Annotated in this window: 15 protein-coding genes; 6 read left to right on the forward strand and 9 right to left on the reverse strand. The window is 64.9% G+C overall.

Annotation, left to right across the window (positions count from 1 at the left end; genetic code table 11):
* Positions 1-2: 2 nt before the first annotated feature.
* The 5 genes from ACOXXX_RS04730 to cobT all read right to left on the reverse strand — a co-directional run bounded on the left by ACOXXX_RS04730 (position 3) and on the right by cobT (position 6750).
* Complete coding sequence (locus tag ACOXXX_RS04730) at positions 3-500, reverse strand: hypothetical protein (protein WP_422825400.1); 498 nt, start codon at positions 498-500, stop codon at positions 3-5.
* A gap of 31 nt (positions 501-531) precedes the next feature.
* A complete protein-coding gene (locus ACOXXX_RS04735) occupies positions 532-2355 on the reverse strand; it encodes a DUF294 nucleotidyltransferase-like domain-containing protein (RefSeq protein WP_422825401.1) in 1824 nt (607 codons plus the stop codon).
* Between the two features lie 128 nt (positions 2356-2483).
* Positions 2484-2828 carry a DUF427 domain-containing protein gene (locus tag ACOXXX_RS04740; protein ID WP_422825402.1) on the reverse strand — a complete coding sequence of 115 codons (345 nt, stop codon included), beginning with the start codon at positions 2826-2828 and terminating at the stop codon, positions 2484-2486.
* 69 nt (positions 2829-2897) lie between these two features.
* Complete coding sequence (locus ACOXXX_RS04745; protein ID WP_422825403.1) at positions 2898-4682, reverse strand: aminopeptidase P family protein; 1785 nt, start codon at positions 4680-4682, stop codon at positions 2898-2900.
* Between the two features lie 190 nt (positions 4683-4872).
* A complete protein-coding gene (cobT, locus tag ACOXXX_RS04750; RefSeq protein WP_422825404.1) occupies positions 4873-6750 on the reverse strand; it encodes a cobaltochelatase subunit CobT in 1878 nt (625 codons plus the stop codon).
* A gap of 102 nt (positions 6751-6852) precedes the next feature.
* Between cobT and ACOXXX_RS04755 the strand changes: the two genes are divergently transcribed.
* A complete protein-coding gene (locus tag ACOXXX_RS04755) occupies positions 6853-7665 on the forward strand; it encodes an alpha/beta fold hydrolase (protein ID WP_422825405.1) in 813 nt (270 codons plus the stop codon).
* Positions 7666-7717: 52 nt separating this feature from the next.
* Here the strand turns inward: ACOXXX_RS04755 and ACOXXX_RS04760 are convergent, their stop codons facing one another.
* The 3 genes from ACOXXX_RS04760 to cobS all read right to left on the reverse strand — a co-directional run bounded on the left by ACOXXX_RS04760 (position 7718) and on the right by cobS (position 9508).
* Positions 7718-8104 (reverse strand): hypothetical protein, encoded by a 387-nt coding sequence (locus tag ACOXXX_RS04760; protein WP_422825406.1) that lies wholly within the window; start codon positions 8102-8104, stop codon positions 7718-7720.
* A gap of 116 nt (positions 8105-8220) precedes the next feature.
* Positions 8221-8517: a hypothetical protein gene (locus ACOXXX_RS04765; RefSeq protein WP_422825407.1), complete on the reverse strand. Its 297-nt coding sequence runs from the start codon at positions 8515-8517 to the stop codon at positions 8221-8223.
* 4 nt (positions 8518-8521) lie between these two features.
* Positions 8522-9508, reverse strand: a complete 987-nt coding sequence (cobS, locus tag ACOXXX_RS04770) for a cobaltochelatase subunit CobS (protein WP_422825408.1) — start codon at positions 9506-9508, stop codon at positions 8522-8524.
* Positions 9509-9794: 286 nt separating this feature from the next.
* Here cobS and ACOXXX_RS04775 point away from each other — a divergent pair, with 286 nt between their 5' ends.
* From ACOXXX_RS04775 to msrB, 4 genes are all read left to right on the forward strand, one after another.
* Positions 9795-10286 (forward strand): sigma factor, encoded by a 492-nt coding sequence (locus tag ACOXXX_RS04775; protein WP_422825409.1) that lies wholly within the window; start codon positions 9795-9797, stop codon positions 10284-10286.
* Positions 10283-10696: a hypothetical protein gene (locus tag ACOXXX_RS04780; RefSeq protein WP_422825410.1), complete on the forward strand. Its 414-nt coding sequence runs from the start codon at positions 10283-10285 to the stop codon at positions 10694-10696. Before ACOXXX_RS04775 ends, ACOXXX_RS04780 begins: the two co-directional genes overlap by 4 nt.
* 143 nt (positions 10697-10839) lie before the next feature.
* The gene (locus tag ACOXXX_RS04785) at positions 10840-11406 is read left to right on the forward strand and encodes a fasciclin domain-containing protein (RefSeq protein WP_422825411.1); all 567 of its coding nucleotides are present in this window, start codon (positions 10840-10842) and stop codon (positions 11404-11406) included.
* A gap of 89 nt (positions 11407-11495) precedes the next feature.
* On the forward strand, positions 11496-11957 hold the full coding sequence (gene msrB / locus ACOXXX_RS04790) for a peptide-methionine (R)-S-oxide reductase MsrB (protein ID WP_422825412.1): 462 nt from the start codon (positions 11496-11498) through the stop codon (positions 11955-11957).
* A gap of 296 nt (positions 11958-12253) precedes the next feature.
* Here the strand turns inward: msrB and ACOXXX_RS04795 are convergent, their stop codons facing one another.
* On the reverse strand, positions 12254-12865 hold the full coding sequence (locus ACOXXX_RS04795) for a hypothetical protein (protein WP_422825413.1): 612 nt from the start codon (positions 12863-12865) through the stop codon (positions 12254-12256).
* 439 nt (positions 12866-13304) lie between these two features.
* On the opposite strand from ACOXXX_RS04795, the gene ACOXXX_RS04800 reads away from it, so the two are divergent.
* On the forward strand, positions 13305-14690 hold the full coding sequence (locus ACOXXX_RS04800; RefSeq protein WP_422825414.1) for an IS1182 family transposase: 1386 nt from the start codon (positions 13305-13307) through the stop codon (positions 14688-14690).
* Positions 14691-14762: the final 72 nt, after the last annotated feature.

A 14762-nucleotide genomic window follows, 5' to 3' on the forward strand; every position in this document is an offset into this window, starting at 1 on the left:
GCTCAGACCCCTTCGCAGACGGTGCGCACGATGGGATCGTCGGGCCCGACATCGCGCCAGACCGGATCGGACCCGTCGCCCAGGGCCGGATCGGCCCGCCGCCCCGCCGGGCAGTCGATCATCATCTGCACCGACCGGACCGGGCGCCAGCGGCCAAAGAAGTAGAGATCGGCCATGTAGAGCCCGTCCTGCTCGTTCGGGCGCAGGTTGCCGGTATCGACGGCCACGAACCGGTCGGTCAGCGGCACCACATAGGTCCATGGCCGATAGAACGCGGTGGAACTGACGCTGCTTGCAACCTCCAACCCCTCGGGCAGGGCCTGGGACGTGCGGCTGAACCAGGCGTATTCGCTGCTGATGGTCGCGGCGAGCATGGCGAGCCCTGCGCCCACGGGAATGAGCCAGCGCGGCAGCGCGCCGCCGGTCGCCAGCCGCAGCGCCATGATGCCACCCGCCCCGGCAAACCCCGCCACCGCCACGGCAATCAGTTCCAGAAACATCGCTCCCCCTTCGGGCCGCCGGGGCCCGCCTTCAACTCAGAGTGCCGCGCCCCTGTCCCAGCGACGCCTGCAGCGCCTTCACCACGACGAAGGCATTGCGCAGATGGGACCGTTCAAAGTCGGAAAGTGCGGTCGGTGCAAGGAAATTATCCGGCTTCTCGCCCGCTTTGATGCGCGTGCACTGATGATCCAGCCGCGCCTCGGCGATGACGTCATAGGCATCCAGCAGGTCCTGCCCGCCGCTGGGGCTGAGCAACTGCGCCTCGAGCGCTGCGCGGATGCGGGCACGGGTGTTGACCGGGGTCAACCGGCCCTGCAGCGCATAGATGCGCGCCAGATCGGTCACCGGTACCACGCCATTGTGCTTGAGGTCGAGCGTGTTCTTGTGCTCGCCGCTGCGGATCGTGGCGATCCCGCGCAAGAGCCCCAGCGGCGGCGTGTGCTTGAGCGCGTTGCTGACCATATGCGCGACGAAGATCGAATTGCGCGACGCCAGCGCCAGCGTGTCGCTGTGCAACCCATCGAAAAGCGTGGCGTCCCCGCCGATGGGCCGCAGGTCGAACATGACCGATGCGAGCATCTGCGCCTCGGGGTTGGGGGTTCTGATCCATTTGTTGAAATAGCTGCGCCAGACGCGCAGCGGCTGGCACCAGCGCGGGTTCGTGGCCATCATGTCGCCCGGGCAGTAAACATAGCCGCAGGCGTGCAGCCCGTCGCTGACAATGCGGGCGAGGTCGTGGAAATACGGCATCTGATCGGGCGTCACCGTATCGTCCAGCATCAGGCAATTGTCCTGATCGCTGACACCCGTCTGTTCCTGTCGCCCCTGGCTGCCGCAGGCAAGCCAGAGGTAGCGCACCGGCGGCGGCCCCAGCTTTTCCTCGGCCAGCGTCAGCAGGCGGCGCGTCACCGCGTCGGCGATGTCGGTGATCAGCCGCGTCGTCACCTCGTGCCGGGTGCCGGCGGCGGTCAGCTGTACCAGCAGGGTCGGGATCTGAGCCGTGGCGGCGGCCATGCTTTCCACGTCGCTGGCCTTGGCGATATCGTGGATCAGATGCCCCGAGGACAGCGCCTGGAACCGGGTGAGGTCGGTCTGGGTGACGATCCCGCGCAGCGCGCCGCCCTCGGTTACCGGGATATGGCCGATCCGGTGCTCCATCATCGTGTGCAGCACGTCCGATCCCAGCGCGTCGGGCGGCAGGCTGAGCGGGTTTTCGGTCATCACCCGGCGCACGGGGGTGTCGGGCGCCAGCGCCTCGGCCAGCACCTTGGAGCCGAGGTCGCGCAAGGTGAGGATCCCCAGAAGCCGCGTGCCATCGGTCACGCAGATCGACGACACGTGGCGGTCACGCATCTGCTGCGCCGCCTGTTGCACGGGGGTGTCAGGCCCGCAGGTCAGCGGTTCGCGAGACATCAACGCGTCGATGCGGCTGTTGGCCAGGTCGTCGCGCTGCGCCTTGGCGGGGCGCGACCGGTCAAAGAACCGCGCCGCGACCTCCTGCGTTTCGATGAGCCGCAGGAAATCCGCGCGCGGCAGCACCAGCAGGCGAGTGTCGGCGCTGGCATGGGCGGTCGTGGCGGCCAGCCCGTCGCGGGTGAGGCCCCGTTCGCCAAAGGTGTTGCGCGCCGACAGCAGCGACACGGTGTTGCCGCGCTCATCGGTGATTTCGACCGCGCCCTCGCGAATGAGGTACAGCCCGGCCAGCGGTTCGCCGAAGGTGTAGATCGCCTCGCCCCCGGCATAGTCCTGCGCGCGGAAGGCCGACAAGAGCCCGTCCAGCACGTCCCCGGGCAGAGCGTTGTAGGGATGGACCGATGTCAGAAAGGCACGCAGGTCGTCGCTTGGGTCGGACATGGGGCGGTCGGTCCTTCGGTCGTTGCGGATCTGCGCCGTTTATAGCCGCGTCAGCGCCGCAGCAAAGAGGGCACCCCGCCGCAGTCTACACGACTGGGCCGCGACCGGCCCGCGCCGACAGAGGGCAGTCAGACCTGTTCGACCGTCACGCCGTCCTGCACGTAAAACGCCAGATGGTCCTTGATCGCCGCCACGGCCTCTTTCGGGTTCTCGTAGGACCAGACCGCGTTTTCGTAGGTCCGGCTGCGCGAGGCGATGGTGAAATAGGTGGCCGTGCCCTTGTGCGGGCACTCGGTGGTGTGATCGGTCCGGTCAAGCAGCGCCATGGCGATGTCGCTGCGCGGGAAATAGATGACATAGGGATAATCGCCCTCGGTCAGTTCCAGCGCGTCGTTGGATTCGCCCAAAACGGCGCCCCCGGCGCGGACGACCCAGGTGCCTTCGGCGTTCCGTATCTTGATGTGATCAGCCATTATGCTCTCCCCTTGTTTCGTCTTCTAACATTCCCTTGCCGCTTGTAACAGGGGTGTGTCCTTCGCCCGTCAAACCGGCTCGGTCGCGCGGATCAGCCAGTCGTGCACCGCGCCTTCAACCAGCGGGCCAAGCTTTTCGCGGCAGGTGGCGTGATAGGCGTTGAGCCAGCCGCGTTCAGCTTCGGTCAGCAACTCGGGCAGGATCAGCCGCCGGTCGATGGGGACATAGGTCAGCGTCTCGAAGGACAAGAGCTTGGCTATGGTCTGGCCGGGCAGAGGCGGGGCCTCCTGCACGACGATCAGGTTCTCGATCCGGATGCCGTAAGCGCCTTCGCGGTAAAAGCCGGGCTCGTTGCTCAGGATCATCCCCGGCTCGAAGGGCACGGTGCCGGTCCTGGCCAGCCGCTGCGGCCCCTCGTGCACGCTGAGGTAACTGCCGACGCCATGGCCGGTGCCGTGGCCATAGTCCAGCCCCGCCTCCCACAGCGCCACCCGCGCCAAGGCGTCGAGGTCGCGGCCCGCCAGCCCGGCGGGCCAGCGCACGCGGCTGATCGCGATCATGCCCCGCAGCACGCGGGTGAAATTCTGCTTTTCCTCATCTCCCACCGCGCCGATCGCCACGGTACGGGTGATGTCGGTGGTGCCGTCCACGTACTGCCCGCCCGAATCGACCAGCAGAAGCTGGCCGTCCTCGACGGCGGCGTTGGTGTCCTCGGTCACGCGGTAATGCACGATGGCGCCATGCGCGCCCGCGCCGCTGATCGTCTCGAACGAGATGTCGCGCAGCGCGTTGGTGGCGCGCCGCTCGGCCTCCAGCGCCCGGACGACGTCGATTTCGGTAAGGCTGCCGGGCGGCTGCGCGTCCAGCCAGGCCAGGAACCGCACCATCGCCGCGCCGTCGCGCAGATGCGCGGCACGCGCGCCCGCGATCTCGACCTCGTTCTTGCGCGCCTTGGGCAGCAGGCAGGGGTCGGTCTGCTCGACGATCTCGGCCCCGCCCGCGCGCAGCGCATTGGCCACCGCCACCGGCGCGGTTTCGGGATCAAGCGCGACGTGGCCTGTAAGACCCTGCAGGGCTTCCAGGAACTCGGCGGGCGGGCGCACGGTCACCAAGGGACCCAGGTGATCACCCAGGTCGGCCAGCTTTTCCGCTGCCATGAAAAGCGTCACCTTTGCATCGGCGTGCAGCAGCGCAAAGCCATGCGGCACAGGATTGCGCGGGATGTCCGATCCGCGCAGGTTCAACAGCCAGGCGATGCTGTCGGGCAGGGTGATCACCGCCACCTCTGCGGCTTTCAGCCCCTTGGCAAGCCGCGCGATCTTGTCGCCATGCGCCTCTCCGGCCAGGTCCACCGGCTGGGCAAAGACCGCCCCCATCGGCGGGGCGGGCTGGTCGGGCCAGATCCGGTCGATCAGGTTGTCGCTGCGCACCAGCGTGACGGTCTCCAGCGCCTCCTGCATCCGCCGCAGGCCCGCGACGCTGTGCAGCCAGGGATCGAATGCCACCTTGCCGCCCCCGGGCAGCTTGGCCGCGATCCAGTCCGACAGGCTCGTCTCGGGCCAGTTCACGGGGGTGAAGTCCGGCGCCACCTGGGCGCGCACCTGCACGCGGTAGCGCCCGTCGATAAAGACCCCGGCAGTGTCCCGCAGGGCGACGCAATGCCCCGCCGACCCGGTAAAGCCGGTGAGCCAGGCCAGCCGGTCATCGCGCGGCGCCACGTATTCGCCTTGATGCGCATCGGCGCGCGGCACGATGAAACCGTCCAGCGCCTCGTCGCGCAGAACCGCGCGCAAGGCCGCCAGACGCGGCGGTCCCTGATCCGGTGATGCGGTGTCTTCAAAGCTCTGGAACATGCGGCCTCTCGATTTTCGAACTGCACAATACCGGTTTTCCCGCCCCCTGCCAGTGGCGACAGCGGCGCCGCGCACAGCCGAAGATACGCCCCCTCGGCCCTTCTTCTTGGCGCAAGTACTCCGGGGGAGTCGCCGCAGCGACGGGGGGCCGCGCCCCCGCACGGCCCGCAGGGCCGTCAGTTTCGGCCCGTCAGGAGGCCTTGCGCATCCCCAGCACCCGCGCCCGTTTGCGCGGATCGGAATCGAAGAGCGACGCCAGCTGTTCGGTCATGGCCCCGGCCAGTTGTTCGACATCCGTGATCGTCACAGCGCGGTTGTAATAGCGCGTCACGTCATGGCCGATGCCGATGGCCAGCAGTTCCACCTGGCGCTTGCGTTCGACCATTGCGATGACGTCGCGCAGATGCTTTTCCAGGAAATTCGCCGGGTTCACGCTGAGCGTCGAATCGTCCACCGGCGCGCCGTCCGAGATCACCATGAGGATCTTGCGCGCCTCGGGCCGCCCGGCCATGCGCCGGTGCGCCCATTCCAGCGCCTCGCCGTCGATATTTTCCTTGAGCAGGCCCTCTTTCATCATCAGGCCCAGGTTGGCCCGGGTCCGCCGCCAGGGCGCATCGGCACCCTTGTAGATGATGTGGCGCAGATCATTCAGCCGCCCGGGCTGCTGTTCGCGCCCCTCGTTCAGCCACTTCTCGCGCGCCATGCCGCCTTTCCACGCCTTGGTGGTAAAGCCCAGGATCTCGACCTTGACGTTGCACCGCTCCAGCGTGCGCGCCAGCACGTCGGCGCAGATCGCGGCGATGGAAATCGGCCGCCCGCGCATCGACCCGGAGTTGTCCAGCAGCAGCGTCACCACGGTGTCGCGGAACTCGGTGTCCTTTTCGACCTTGAAGGACAGCGGCGTCGTGGGGCTGACCACGACCCGCGCCAGCCGCCCGGCATCCAGGATGCCCTCTTCTCGGTCAAACTCCCAAGAGCGGTTCTGCTGCGCCTGCAGGCGGCGCTGCAGCTTGTTGGCCAGACGGCTCACCGCGCCCTTGAGCGGTTCAAGCTGCTGGTCGAGATAGGCGCGCAGGCGCTCAAGCTCGACCGGTTCGGCCAGTTCCTCGGCCCTGATCTCTTCGTCATGCTCGGTGTTGTAGACGGTGTAATTGGGATCGGCGTCGGAAATCGGGGCCGGGGCGGGCGGCTCCATCGGGGCCTCGCCCTCGGGCATCTCGGTCTCGTCGCCCAGCTCCTGATCGGCCATCTCGTCCATGGAGACCTGCGCCTGAGAACTGTCCTGGGTTTCGTCCTGGCTTTGCTCGGGGCTGGCTTCGCTGTCTTCCTCGCCCTCGTCGTCCTGACCGGTGCTGTCGGGATCCTGCTCCTCTTCGCCGTCGTCCTGGCCCTGATCGTCACTCTCATCGTCATAGTCGTCGGGATCGTCGCCCAGCTGGTCGCCATAGCCCAGATCGTTGATCACCTGCCGGGTGAACTTGGCAAATTCGGTCTGATCGGCCAGCTTGTCCTGCAACCCTTCAAGCGTGCCACCGGCCTGCTCCTCGATGAAACCGCGCCACAACTCCATGACATTGCCGGCCCCTTCGGGGAGGTCGCGGCCCGTGGCCAGATGCCGGACAAGGTAGCCTGCGGCGACGGGCAGCGGCGCCTCAGAGGCTTCCTTGATCTGGGCATAGCCGCGGCGGGTCGCCTCGTGGCCGATCTTGGCATCGATGTTGCCCGCGGTGCCGGGCATGTCGCGCGCGCCCATGGCCTCGCAGCGGGCGGTTTCCATCGCTTCGTAGATTTCGCGCGCCATGTCCCCCGGGGGGGCATAGCGGGCATGACAGCCCGCGTCGTGATAGCGCCGGTGCATCGCCAAGGCATCCGCCGTGCCACGCGCCAGCAGCACCTCGTCCCGGGTCATCCGGCGGCTGACCTGCGGCAGCCGCATCGCGTCGCCCGACACGCCCGACGGATCGACGGTGTAGCTGACGGTCAGGTCGGGGTCGTCGGCCATGACCTTGGTCGCCTCGGCCAAGGCCTTCTTGAACGGATCTGCGGGGTTGTCGGACTGCTGTGCCATGTCCGACTAATTGGCCATCGGGCGCGCTTTGACAAGGGCCGAAGTGGCTTGCCCGCGCCGCCAACGGTGCCTAGCATTCCCTTGACGCAAGGGACGAAGGCCATGCAGGGACTGCATCTGGACGACATGGACGCGCTCCTGCGCTGGCATGATCTGCCGGGGCAGGGGCCTGCGCTGGTCTGTCTTCCGGCGCTGAGCTTTGCCGCCGCGCCGAACTTTCTGCCGCTTGTCACCCAACCGGTCTTGAACGGAGTGCGCCGCATCCTGCCCGACTACCCCGGTTCCGGCATCAGCCCGCCGATTCCCGGCTTTTCCTGCAGCCCGCGCGATCACGCAGGGCTGATCGCGCGGCTGCTGGACCATCTGGAGCTTGGGCCCGCGGTGATCTTCGGCCATTCCATGGGCGGGACGGTGGCGATGTACCTGGCGCTCGACCGGCCAGACCTTGTGGCGCATGTGCTGGTGGCCGAGGGCAACCTGACCCCCGGCGGCGGCCCAGCCTCCAGCGGCATCGCTCGGCAAGAATGCGATGCCTTCGTGCGGTCGGGGTTTGCCGAGCGTCAGGCCAAGCTGCTCCGCGCTGCGCTTTGCGGCAATGCGACAGCCGGTCGGGTCCATGCCGCGCGCATCGGGGCGGACCCGGCGACGTTGCATGGCACCGCGACCGGGCTGGTCGACCTTGATCCGGGGCTGAAGGCGGCATTCCTGTCATCGCCCGTACCACGCACATTCGTCTATGGCGCGCAAAGCCTCGCCGACAGTATCGGCGCGCCCGATGTGCCCGATCCGGAGGCGCTGCGTACGCATGGCGTGGGAACAGAGGTGATCGACGGGGCAGGCCACCTGATGACCCATGACAACCCGGCGGCCGTCGCGGACCTTCTGGTTCGGGTGCTGCGAGAGGTCGCGACGTGACCGGCAGAGAGAATGCGGATTGCGTCTTGGATCTGCCAGCGCGAATCCGGGCTCAGCCCAGCAACAGGTTTTCACACTCCGCCAGATAGAGATCGGCACGCCGCCGGGCTTGTCGGACGATGCGGGCGTCGTCGCTGAAGGTCGCCAGTTGCAGGAGCCGCGCCTGCGCCATTTTCGCGTCGATCCGCCAGTTGAGCGCATCGCGCCCGGTGACACCCTGGCCCACCGATGCCTCGACAAGGGCCACAAAACCCGCCCGTACCTTCTTGGTCCGGTCAGAGGCGGCGCCGTCGAACATCCATTGATGCTCCATCAGCGCCGACATCCGGCCCGCGCATCCGGCAAAGAGCCTGGCCCTGTCGCGCGTGTCGGATGGCAGCGCGCTGACCGCGCCGGACAGCAGGGCCGTGACCAGCCCGGCGTGAAGACATGTTTTCAAACCGCCCATCATGCGAACATTGAAGCATGAAAGTTGACCAAAAATGAGGCGGAATGAGAATTTTTCCGAAAAGTTGTCAGGACATCACAGGTCGCAAGGTTGCCCCCGGATGCAGATCAGTCGTCACGCAAGGCGTCGCAGTCCTGCATCTGTCGTTCAAAGAGGTCGCGGCTCATCCTGTCGCCTTCGATGGCCGCGCGCACAAGCAGATACATGCCCGGGCGCTGATCGGCCACGGAGGCGGGCAGCCCTGCGCGACGGGCAAAGGCCTCTGCCGTCTGGCGCGCTTCGTCCTCGCCGTCCAGATAGGCAGAGACTCGCGCGAAATCGGCATAGCCGTGCCAAAGCGCGGCACAGGTGGCCAGCTCTTCAGCAGAGCCCAGCGACACCAGAACCAGCGCCGCCGCGATCATGGGATCAGATCACGCTCATTGACGCGGCGCTTTCGGGCAGTTCCTCGTCAAAGCAGCGCTGATAGAACTCGGCCACGGTCTGCCGCTCGAGCTCGTCGCATTTGTTGAGGAAGGACACCCGGAAGGAATAGCCCAGATCGCGGAAGATCTCGGCATTCTGCGCCCATGCGATCACTGTCCGCGGCGACATCACCGTCGACAGATCGCCGTTCATGAAGGCCGTCCGCGTGAGGTCCGCAACGGTCACCATCTGCCGCACGGTCTTGCGGCCCTTTTCGGTGTTGTAATGCGGCGCCTTCGACAGAACGATCGAGGTTTCGGCGTCGATGCTGAGATAGTTCAGTGTGGCCACCAGGCTCCACCGGTCCATCTGGCCCTGGTTGATCTGCTGCGTGCCGTGATAGAGGCCCGTGGTGTCGCCAAGCCCGACGGTGTTCGACGTGGCGAAGATGCGGAAATACTTGTGCGGCGTCAGCACCTGGTTCTGATCCAGCAGCGTCAGCTTGCCATCGGTTTCCAGCACCCGCTGGATCACGAACATCACGTCGGCCCGCCCCGCGTCGTATTCGTCGAACACGATGGCGCAGGGGTTGCGCAGCGCCCAGGGCAGGATGCCTTCCTGAAACTGGGTGGTCTGCTTGCCATCGACCAGCTTGATCGCGTCCTTGCCGATGAGGTCGATCCGGCTGATGTGGCTGTCAAGGTTCACCCGCACCGCAGGCCAGTTCAGCCGCGCCGCCACCTGTTCGATATGCGTCGACTTGCCGGTGCCGTGATATCCCTGGATCATCACCCGGCGGTTGTTGCGAAAGCCTGCAAGGATCGCCAGCGTCGTGTCGGGATCGAACTTGTAGGTGCTGTCCATGTCCGGCACGCGGTCGGTGCGGTCGGCAAATCCGTGCACCACCATGTCGGTATCGATGCCGAACACCTCGCGGACAGAGATCTCCTCGGTGGGTTTTGCCGTGATGTCGATCGTGCCGTCCGCCATGATATCCTCGTCTCGTGTCCCGGGGTCTTTGCCGCGCCCGTGGTGCAACATATCGCGGCAAGGGGCAAGGGGAAGTGCGCGCCATTGCCGCTGCGGCGGGGCGCGGCGAAATCAACCTGTCGATGTCACCTATGCGCGACGGCGCGGCCGGGGCATCGCCCATGACGTGTCGCCCCGGGGCGTTTGGCGAAATATGCGCATGGCTGCGGCGTTTGTTCCCTTGTCACCGGACCCTTGCATGGCACTCTGCCCCCAGAGCGGCAGCGCGTCGGGAAGGATCGCGACAATGCAGGACGACGCAGACATCGAAGAACGGTTGGAGCGGGTGGCCATGGGCAACCGCGACGCGTTTCGCGCGCTGTACGCCGATCAGGCGCCGCGCCTCTTCGGCATCTGCCTGCGCATCCTGCGCGACCGCAGCGCGGCAGAGGATGTGCTGCAAGAGGTCTTTCAAACCGTCTGGACCCAGGCCGACAATCGGCTGGCCAGCGGGCTCGCCCCGCAGGTCTGGCTGATCACCCTGGCCCGCGACACGGCGCTTGCGCATCGCGCGCGGTCCAGGGCTGGCGCGGATCAGCCGTGCGTGGACGATCGAGATGGTGGCGAGGACGCTTTTCCCGCGACGGCAGAGGCCGAGCGCCACATGATGCTGCGCCGCGCCTATCTGGACGGCGAAGGCTACGCCGCCCTTTCGCGCCGCGCCGGCGTATCGGCCGAGGCCTTCCGCCCCTGGTTTCGCCGTTGCCTGACCCAGCTGCGCCAGGAGTCCGATCAATGACCCGCGGCGAAGATTTCGGGGCCGGGCCGCGCGACGATCTGCCCGGCGGTGACGCGGCGCTCTGCGCGGAATATGTGCTGGGCCTCCTGTCGGATGCGGAACGGGTCGCGTTCGAGGACCGGCTGGCGACAGAGCCGCATCTGCAGGCCGAGGTGGCCTACTGGGCCGAAAATCTCGCCGACCTTGCCGGTGCGATCCCCGAGGTGCCGCCGTCCCCCGCCGTGCTGCGGCGGATCGAGCTGGCCACTTTCGGGCCCGCGCCGCCGTCGGTCTGGCGGCAGCTGCGGCCCTACCTGCTGGGCGCGCTGGCCGCCGCAGGCCTTGCCTGGGTCGCGAGCCTGTCGGGGCTTCTCGACACCGGCGCGGTGCCGCCCGACACGTCAGGGCAAGGCGCGGAGACGCAAGACTGACGGGGTCGTCTGGCCTGCGAGGCCCGCTGTAGTGGCCCGCCCGCAAACTTTTTGCACGCCCCCTGAAACTCCGCCCCGGATGCTTGCGTGGCTTCCCGTGATCCCGCCGAAAAAGGGTAGGGGAAACAGGAGGAGATATCCGAATGACCATCAAGACCAAACTGACCGCCGCCGCACTGGCCGTGATCGCCAGCGGTGCCATCGCTGGCAGCCACAGCGACACCGGCAACCCGATGGTCGGCGGTGCCGCCATGTTCCCCGACAAGAACATCGTCGAAAACGCCGTGAACTCGGCCGACCACACCACGCTGGTCGCCGCCGTCAAGCAGGCCGACCTTGTCGACACGCTGATGGGGCCGGGGCCGTTCACCGTCTTCGCACCGACCAATGCCGCCTTCGACCGCATCACCGACGAGTCGCTGAACCAGTTGATGATGGACCAGCACAAGAAACAGCTTGCCCAGATCCTGACCTGCCACGTGGTCGCGGCCAATGCCATGTCCGACGCCATCGCCGGCATGATCGCCGATGACGGCGGCACCCATCCCGTGCCCACCGTCGGCGGCTGCACGCTGCAGGCGAAAATGTCGGGCGGTACCATCACCCTGACCGATGAACAGGGCCGCACCGCGAACGTCACCGTGGCAGACGTGAAGCAATCAAATGGCGTGATCCACGTCATCGACCGGGTTCTTTTGCCGGCCATGTAATCCCCGATGGTCACGCAAAAGTGCAGGTCTCGCCCTTGTTCCGGCAAGGGCGGGCCGCCCACATAAAGTGGGATCGAACGGAGGATAAGATGAACAGACGCCTATTTCTCACCGCCAGCGCCGCCGCCTTCGGGCTGGGCCGCGGGGCCGGGGCCGCACAGAACTTCGAAGTCACACGCAGCAAGGCCGAATGGCAGGCCATGCTGACCGACCTCGAATACAAGGTCATGCGCGAAGAGGGGACGGAACGCGCCTTCACCTCGCCGCTCAACGACGAGAAACGCGCGGGCATGTTCCACTGCAAGGGCTGCGATCTCGCGCTCTACAGCTCCGAGCACAAGTACGACAGCGGCACCGGCTGGCCGTCCTTCTGGCAGGCCCAGGCGGACGCCATCGAAACCAAGCCCGACCGCTCGCTCTTCGGTGTGCGCACCGAATGCCACTGCCGCCGCTGCGGATCGCACATGGGCCACATCTTCGACGACGGCCCGCGTCCCACCGGCAAACGCCACTGCATCAACGGCGTCTCGCTGACCTTCAAGGCCGCCTGACCCGTTCCCCCCTCCGGCTGCCGGAGATTTCCCTCGTGTGTTGACGAGTACGCCGGACCTTCGGGTCCGGCTTTTTTTTTGAAACGGGCGGATTTCGGACTTTCTCTTCACCTGCGAACGAGACCTTGGCTGGACGTTGGAAACGGACATCCCGCCAAGGTCATGCCGATGCCCCCGGAGATCCTACACAGAGGATGGTGAGACGACATTCGCTACATTTCTTTGTCGCAAACTACTGCCCAAAGAACGTTCGGGAGATGGTCAATCAAACAAGTTTATTGTACGCATTTAGCTCGCTAAGTATCCTGGAAACACTGAATGAACTCAGCTATCAAAACGAGATCTGATGGACGATCCAACTCAAAATTTACGTTCATGAATTTCAAATCGATACCATTCAATGTGGCGATCAATCCTTCTCGTGACAGTTTGATCACCGAGTCATTTCCGAATTGACCAGTTGCAAGTGCTGTTTGGGCAAGTTTCGGATCATCCCAGACCATGACACTTCTGACACCATCCAGATTTTGGATCGCCAAATCACCCGCCGGCGCCCCTACCAGGTAGTACTCTTCGCTCGCCACATAGTCGGGGTACTCGTCCAGTAAGCTATCTGGCGTCAGACACAAAGGGGCGTCGATTTCGCTCGCAGAACTGTCTTCGAACGATTCAAATAGCCATGCTTCGCCCTTGAGAAAAGTGGAACATGACATCGGTAATTGGCCCGCAATCACTGATAGTTCCGGGCCAAGATGATCCGGATGACGCAAGACTGTCGTACCTGGGGCGCGTAAGTCGCCAAAGTGGGATTCTCGACCGCAATCCGCATAATGGTGCCCACCGAGATTGGAAATCCGCCCGACGGTCGCACCTTCGATACAGTGTGTGCAAATCCAGACAGGCTGCATTTTATCTCGCTGACTTTGGTTTCAGTTTCTTGGGCCTATTACCCATTCGCGAATTGCATTTCGCGCGAGTCGCCCGACAGTCAGCATGACATGATCGGCCTTGCTGCACAAATGAGTTAAGGGATTCAAGTCGCGAATCCAGTATGTTCCCCATGACCTTGAGTGTATCAGCCGCCAAACGACACGCTACCTGCAAAGTCTGCTTTTGGGACCTTTCATCGCGGCGCAGGCGCCTTCGTTGGCGTCCGCTTTGTCCGCGTTGCGGTCGTCTGGCCGTATCAAAGTGCTGCGCGATGCATGAACGACCGCTTTGGCGGGCCGCGCCGCAGCATCTGGGAAGGTTGGTCGACGGCAGCTTTGGGCCTATTATGTTGAAAAACTCTTCCTTGATCGAGTGGCAAGTCGCTGATTCAATTCGTCCTATAGGGAGGGATTGGCGATGATGGGACCGAGGCAGGAAGCGCAGGCGGCTCTGTTCTACGAGTTCTCGCTAGAGGATCATGTTCCCCAAGACCACCTGCTGCGGTCGATTGATCGGTTCGTCGATCTGAACGGCATCCGGGCCCATCTGGCGGATTTCTACAGCCACACCGGCCGCCCGTCCGTCGATCCTGAACTGCTGATCCGGATGCTGCTGGTCGGGTATTGCTTTGGCATCCGGTCGGAACGGCGGCTCTGTGAGGAGGTACATCTCAACCTCGCATATCGCTGGTTCTGCCGTCTCGATCTCGGCGACCGCGTTCCCGATCATTCCACCTTTTCAAAGAACCGGCATGGGCGGTTCCGCGAGAGCGAACTGTTGCGCCACTTGTTCGAGACGACGGTGGCGCGATGCATCGAAGAAGGCCTGGTCAGCGGACAGCGCATGGCCATCGATGCCAGCCTGATCGAGGCGGACGCCAACAAGCAGAACTCGACGCCCAAGGAAGAATGGAATGTGTCGACCATCGATCCGGCAGATGCGCCCCGCGCAGTGCGCGAGTACCTCGATACGCTGGACGAGGCGGCCTTTGGTGCAGCGTCCCCGGTTCAGCCCAAGTTCACGTCCCATTCCGATCCGGCCAGCCAATGGACGGCTGCGCGCAAAGGCCCAGCATTCTTTGCCTATTCCGACAATTACCTGATCGATACGGACCACGGCGTCATCGTCGATGTTGAAGCCACCAGATCAATCCGTCAGGCCGAGGTCGGATCGACCAAGACCATGCTGAGACGGGTGAAGGATCGGTTCGATCTGCATCCCGAACGGCTGATCGCCGATACCGCCTACGGAACTGGGCCTATGCTTGGCTGGTTGGTCGAGCAGAAGATCGCTCCACATATTCCGGTGTTCGACAAGGCTGGCCGATCCGATGGCACATGGTCCCGTGCCGACTTCGAATGGGATGCCGAGAACGATCAGTACATCTGCCCCGAAGGTCACGCCCTCAAACAGTTCCGCCGCAACTACTCGGACCCGAACCGAGGACCGACAGGCAAGGGCACCGCCCGTTATCGGGCACTGAAAGAGGTCTGCCAGGCCTGCCCATCCAAAGCCAGGTGCTGCCCCAACACCGACGCGCGCAAGATCACCCGCGAGGAACACGAAGACGCCCGTCAGGTCGCGCGCGACATTGCCAAGACCCGCCAATACGACATCTCGATGAAGCTCCGAAAGAAGGTCGAGATGCTCTTCGCCCATCTCAAACGCATCCTCGGCCTGGGCCGGCTTCGATTACGAGGTCCATGTGGCGCCAACGACGAATTCCTCCTCGCAGCCACCGCTCAAAACCTCCGCAAACTGGCCAAGATCTTCCCTGCACCGCAGAAACCATCCAAAGCCTGATCAGAGAGGCGCTTGCGCCCCGTTCCGGCCGCTACTTTCTGCATCCGCAACACGTTGTTTTTCAACAGAATC

Source organism: Thalassococcus sp. BH17M4-6, from assembly GCF_049323015.1.
In the GTDB taxonomy this organism is placed as follows: domain Bacteria; phylum Pseudomonadota; class Alphaproteobacteria; order Rhodobacterales; family Rhodobacteraceae; genus Puniceibacterium.

Excerpts from the sequence above, each read along its gene's own strand:
- ACOXXX_RS04730 (WP_422825400.1), bottom strand. The coding sequence starts at position 500 with ATGTTTCTGGAACTGATTGCCGTGGCGGTGGCGGGGTTTGCCGGGGCG.
- ACOXXX_RS04735 (WP_422825401.1), bottom strand. The coding sequence starts at position 2,355 with ATGTCCGACCCAAGCGACGACCTGCGTGCCTTTCTGACATCGGTCCAT.
- ACOXXX_RS04740 (WP_422825402.1), bottom strand. The coding sequence starts at position 2,828 with ATGGCTGATCACATCAAGATACGGAACGCCGAAGGCACCTGGGTCGTC.
- ACOXXX_RS04745 (WP_422825403.1), bottom strand. The coding sequence starts at position 4,682 with ATGTTCCAGAGCTTTGAAGACACCGCATCACCGGATCAGGGACCGCCG.
- cobT (WP_422825404.1), bottom strand. The coding sequence starts at position 6,750 with ATGGCACAGCAGTCCGACAACCCCGCAGATCCGTTCAAGAAGGCCTTG.
- ACOXXX_RS04755 (WP_422825405.1), top strand. The coding sequence starts at position 6,853 with ATGCAGGGACTGCATCTGGACGACATGGACGCGCTCCTGCGCTGGCAT.
- ACOXXX_RS04765 (WP_422825407.1), bottom strand. The coding sequence starts at position 8,517 with ATGATCGCGGCGGCGCTGGTTCTGGTGTCGCTGGGCTCTGCTGAAGAG.
- cobS (WP_422825408.1), bottom strand. The coding sequence starts at position 9,508 with ATGGCGGACGGCACGATCGACATCACGGCAAAACCCACCGAGGAGATC.
- ACOXXX_RS04775 (WP_422825409.1), top strand. The coding sequence starts at position 9,795 with ATGCAGGACGACGCAGACATCGAAGAACGGTTGGAGCGGGTGGCCATG.
- ACOXXX_RS04780 (WP_422825410.1), top strand. The coding sequence starts at position 10,283 with ATGACCCGCGGCGAAGATTTCGGGGCCGGGCCGCGCGACGATCTGCCC.
- ACOXXX_RS04785 (WP_422825411.1), top strand. The coding sequence starts at position 10,840 with ATGACCATCAAGACCAAACTGACCGCCGCCGCACTGGCCGTGATCGCC.
- msrB (WP_422825412.1), top strand. The coding sequence starts at position 11,496 with ATGAACAGACGCCTATTTCTCACCGCCAGCGCCGCCGCCTTCGGGCTG.
- ACOXXX_RS04795 (WP_422825413.1), bottom strand. The coding sequence starts at position 12,865 with ATGCAGCCTGTCTGGATTTGCACACACTGTATCGAAGGTGCGACCGTC.
- ACOXXX_RS04800 (WP_422825414.1), top strand. The coding sequence starts at position 13,305 with ATGATGGGACCGAGGCAGGAAGCGCAGGCGGCTCTGTTCTACGAGTTC.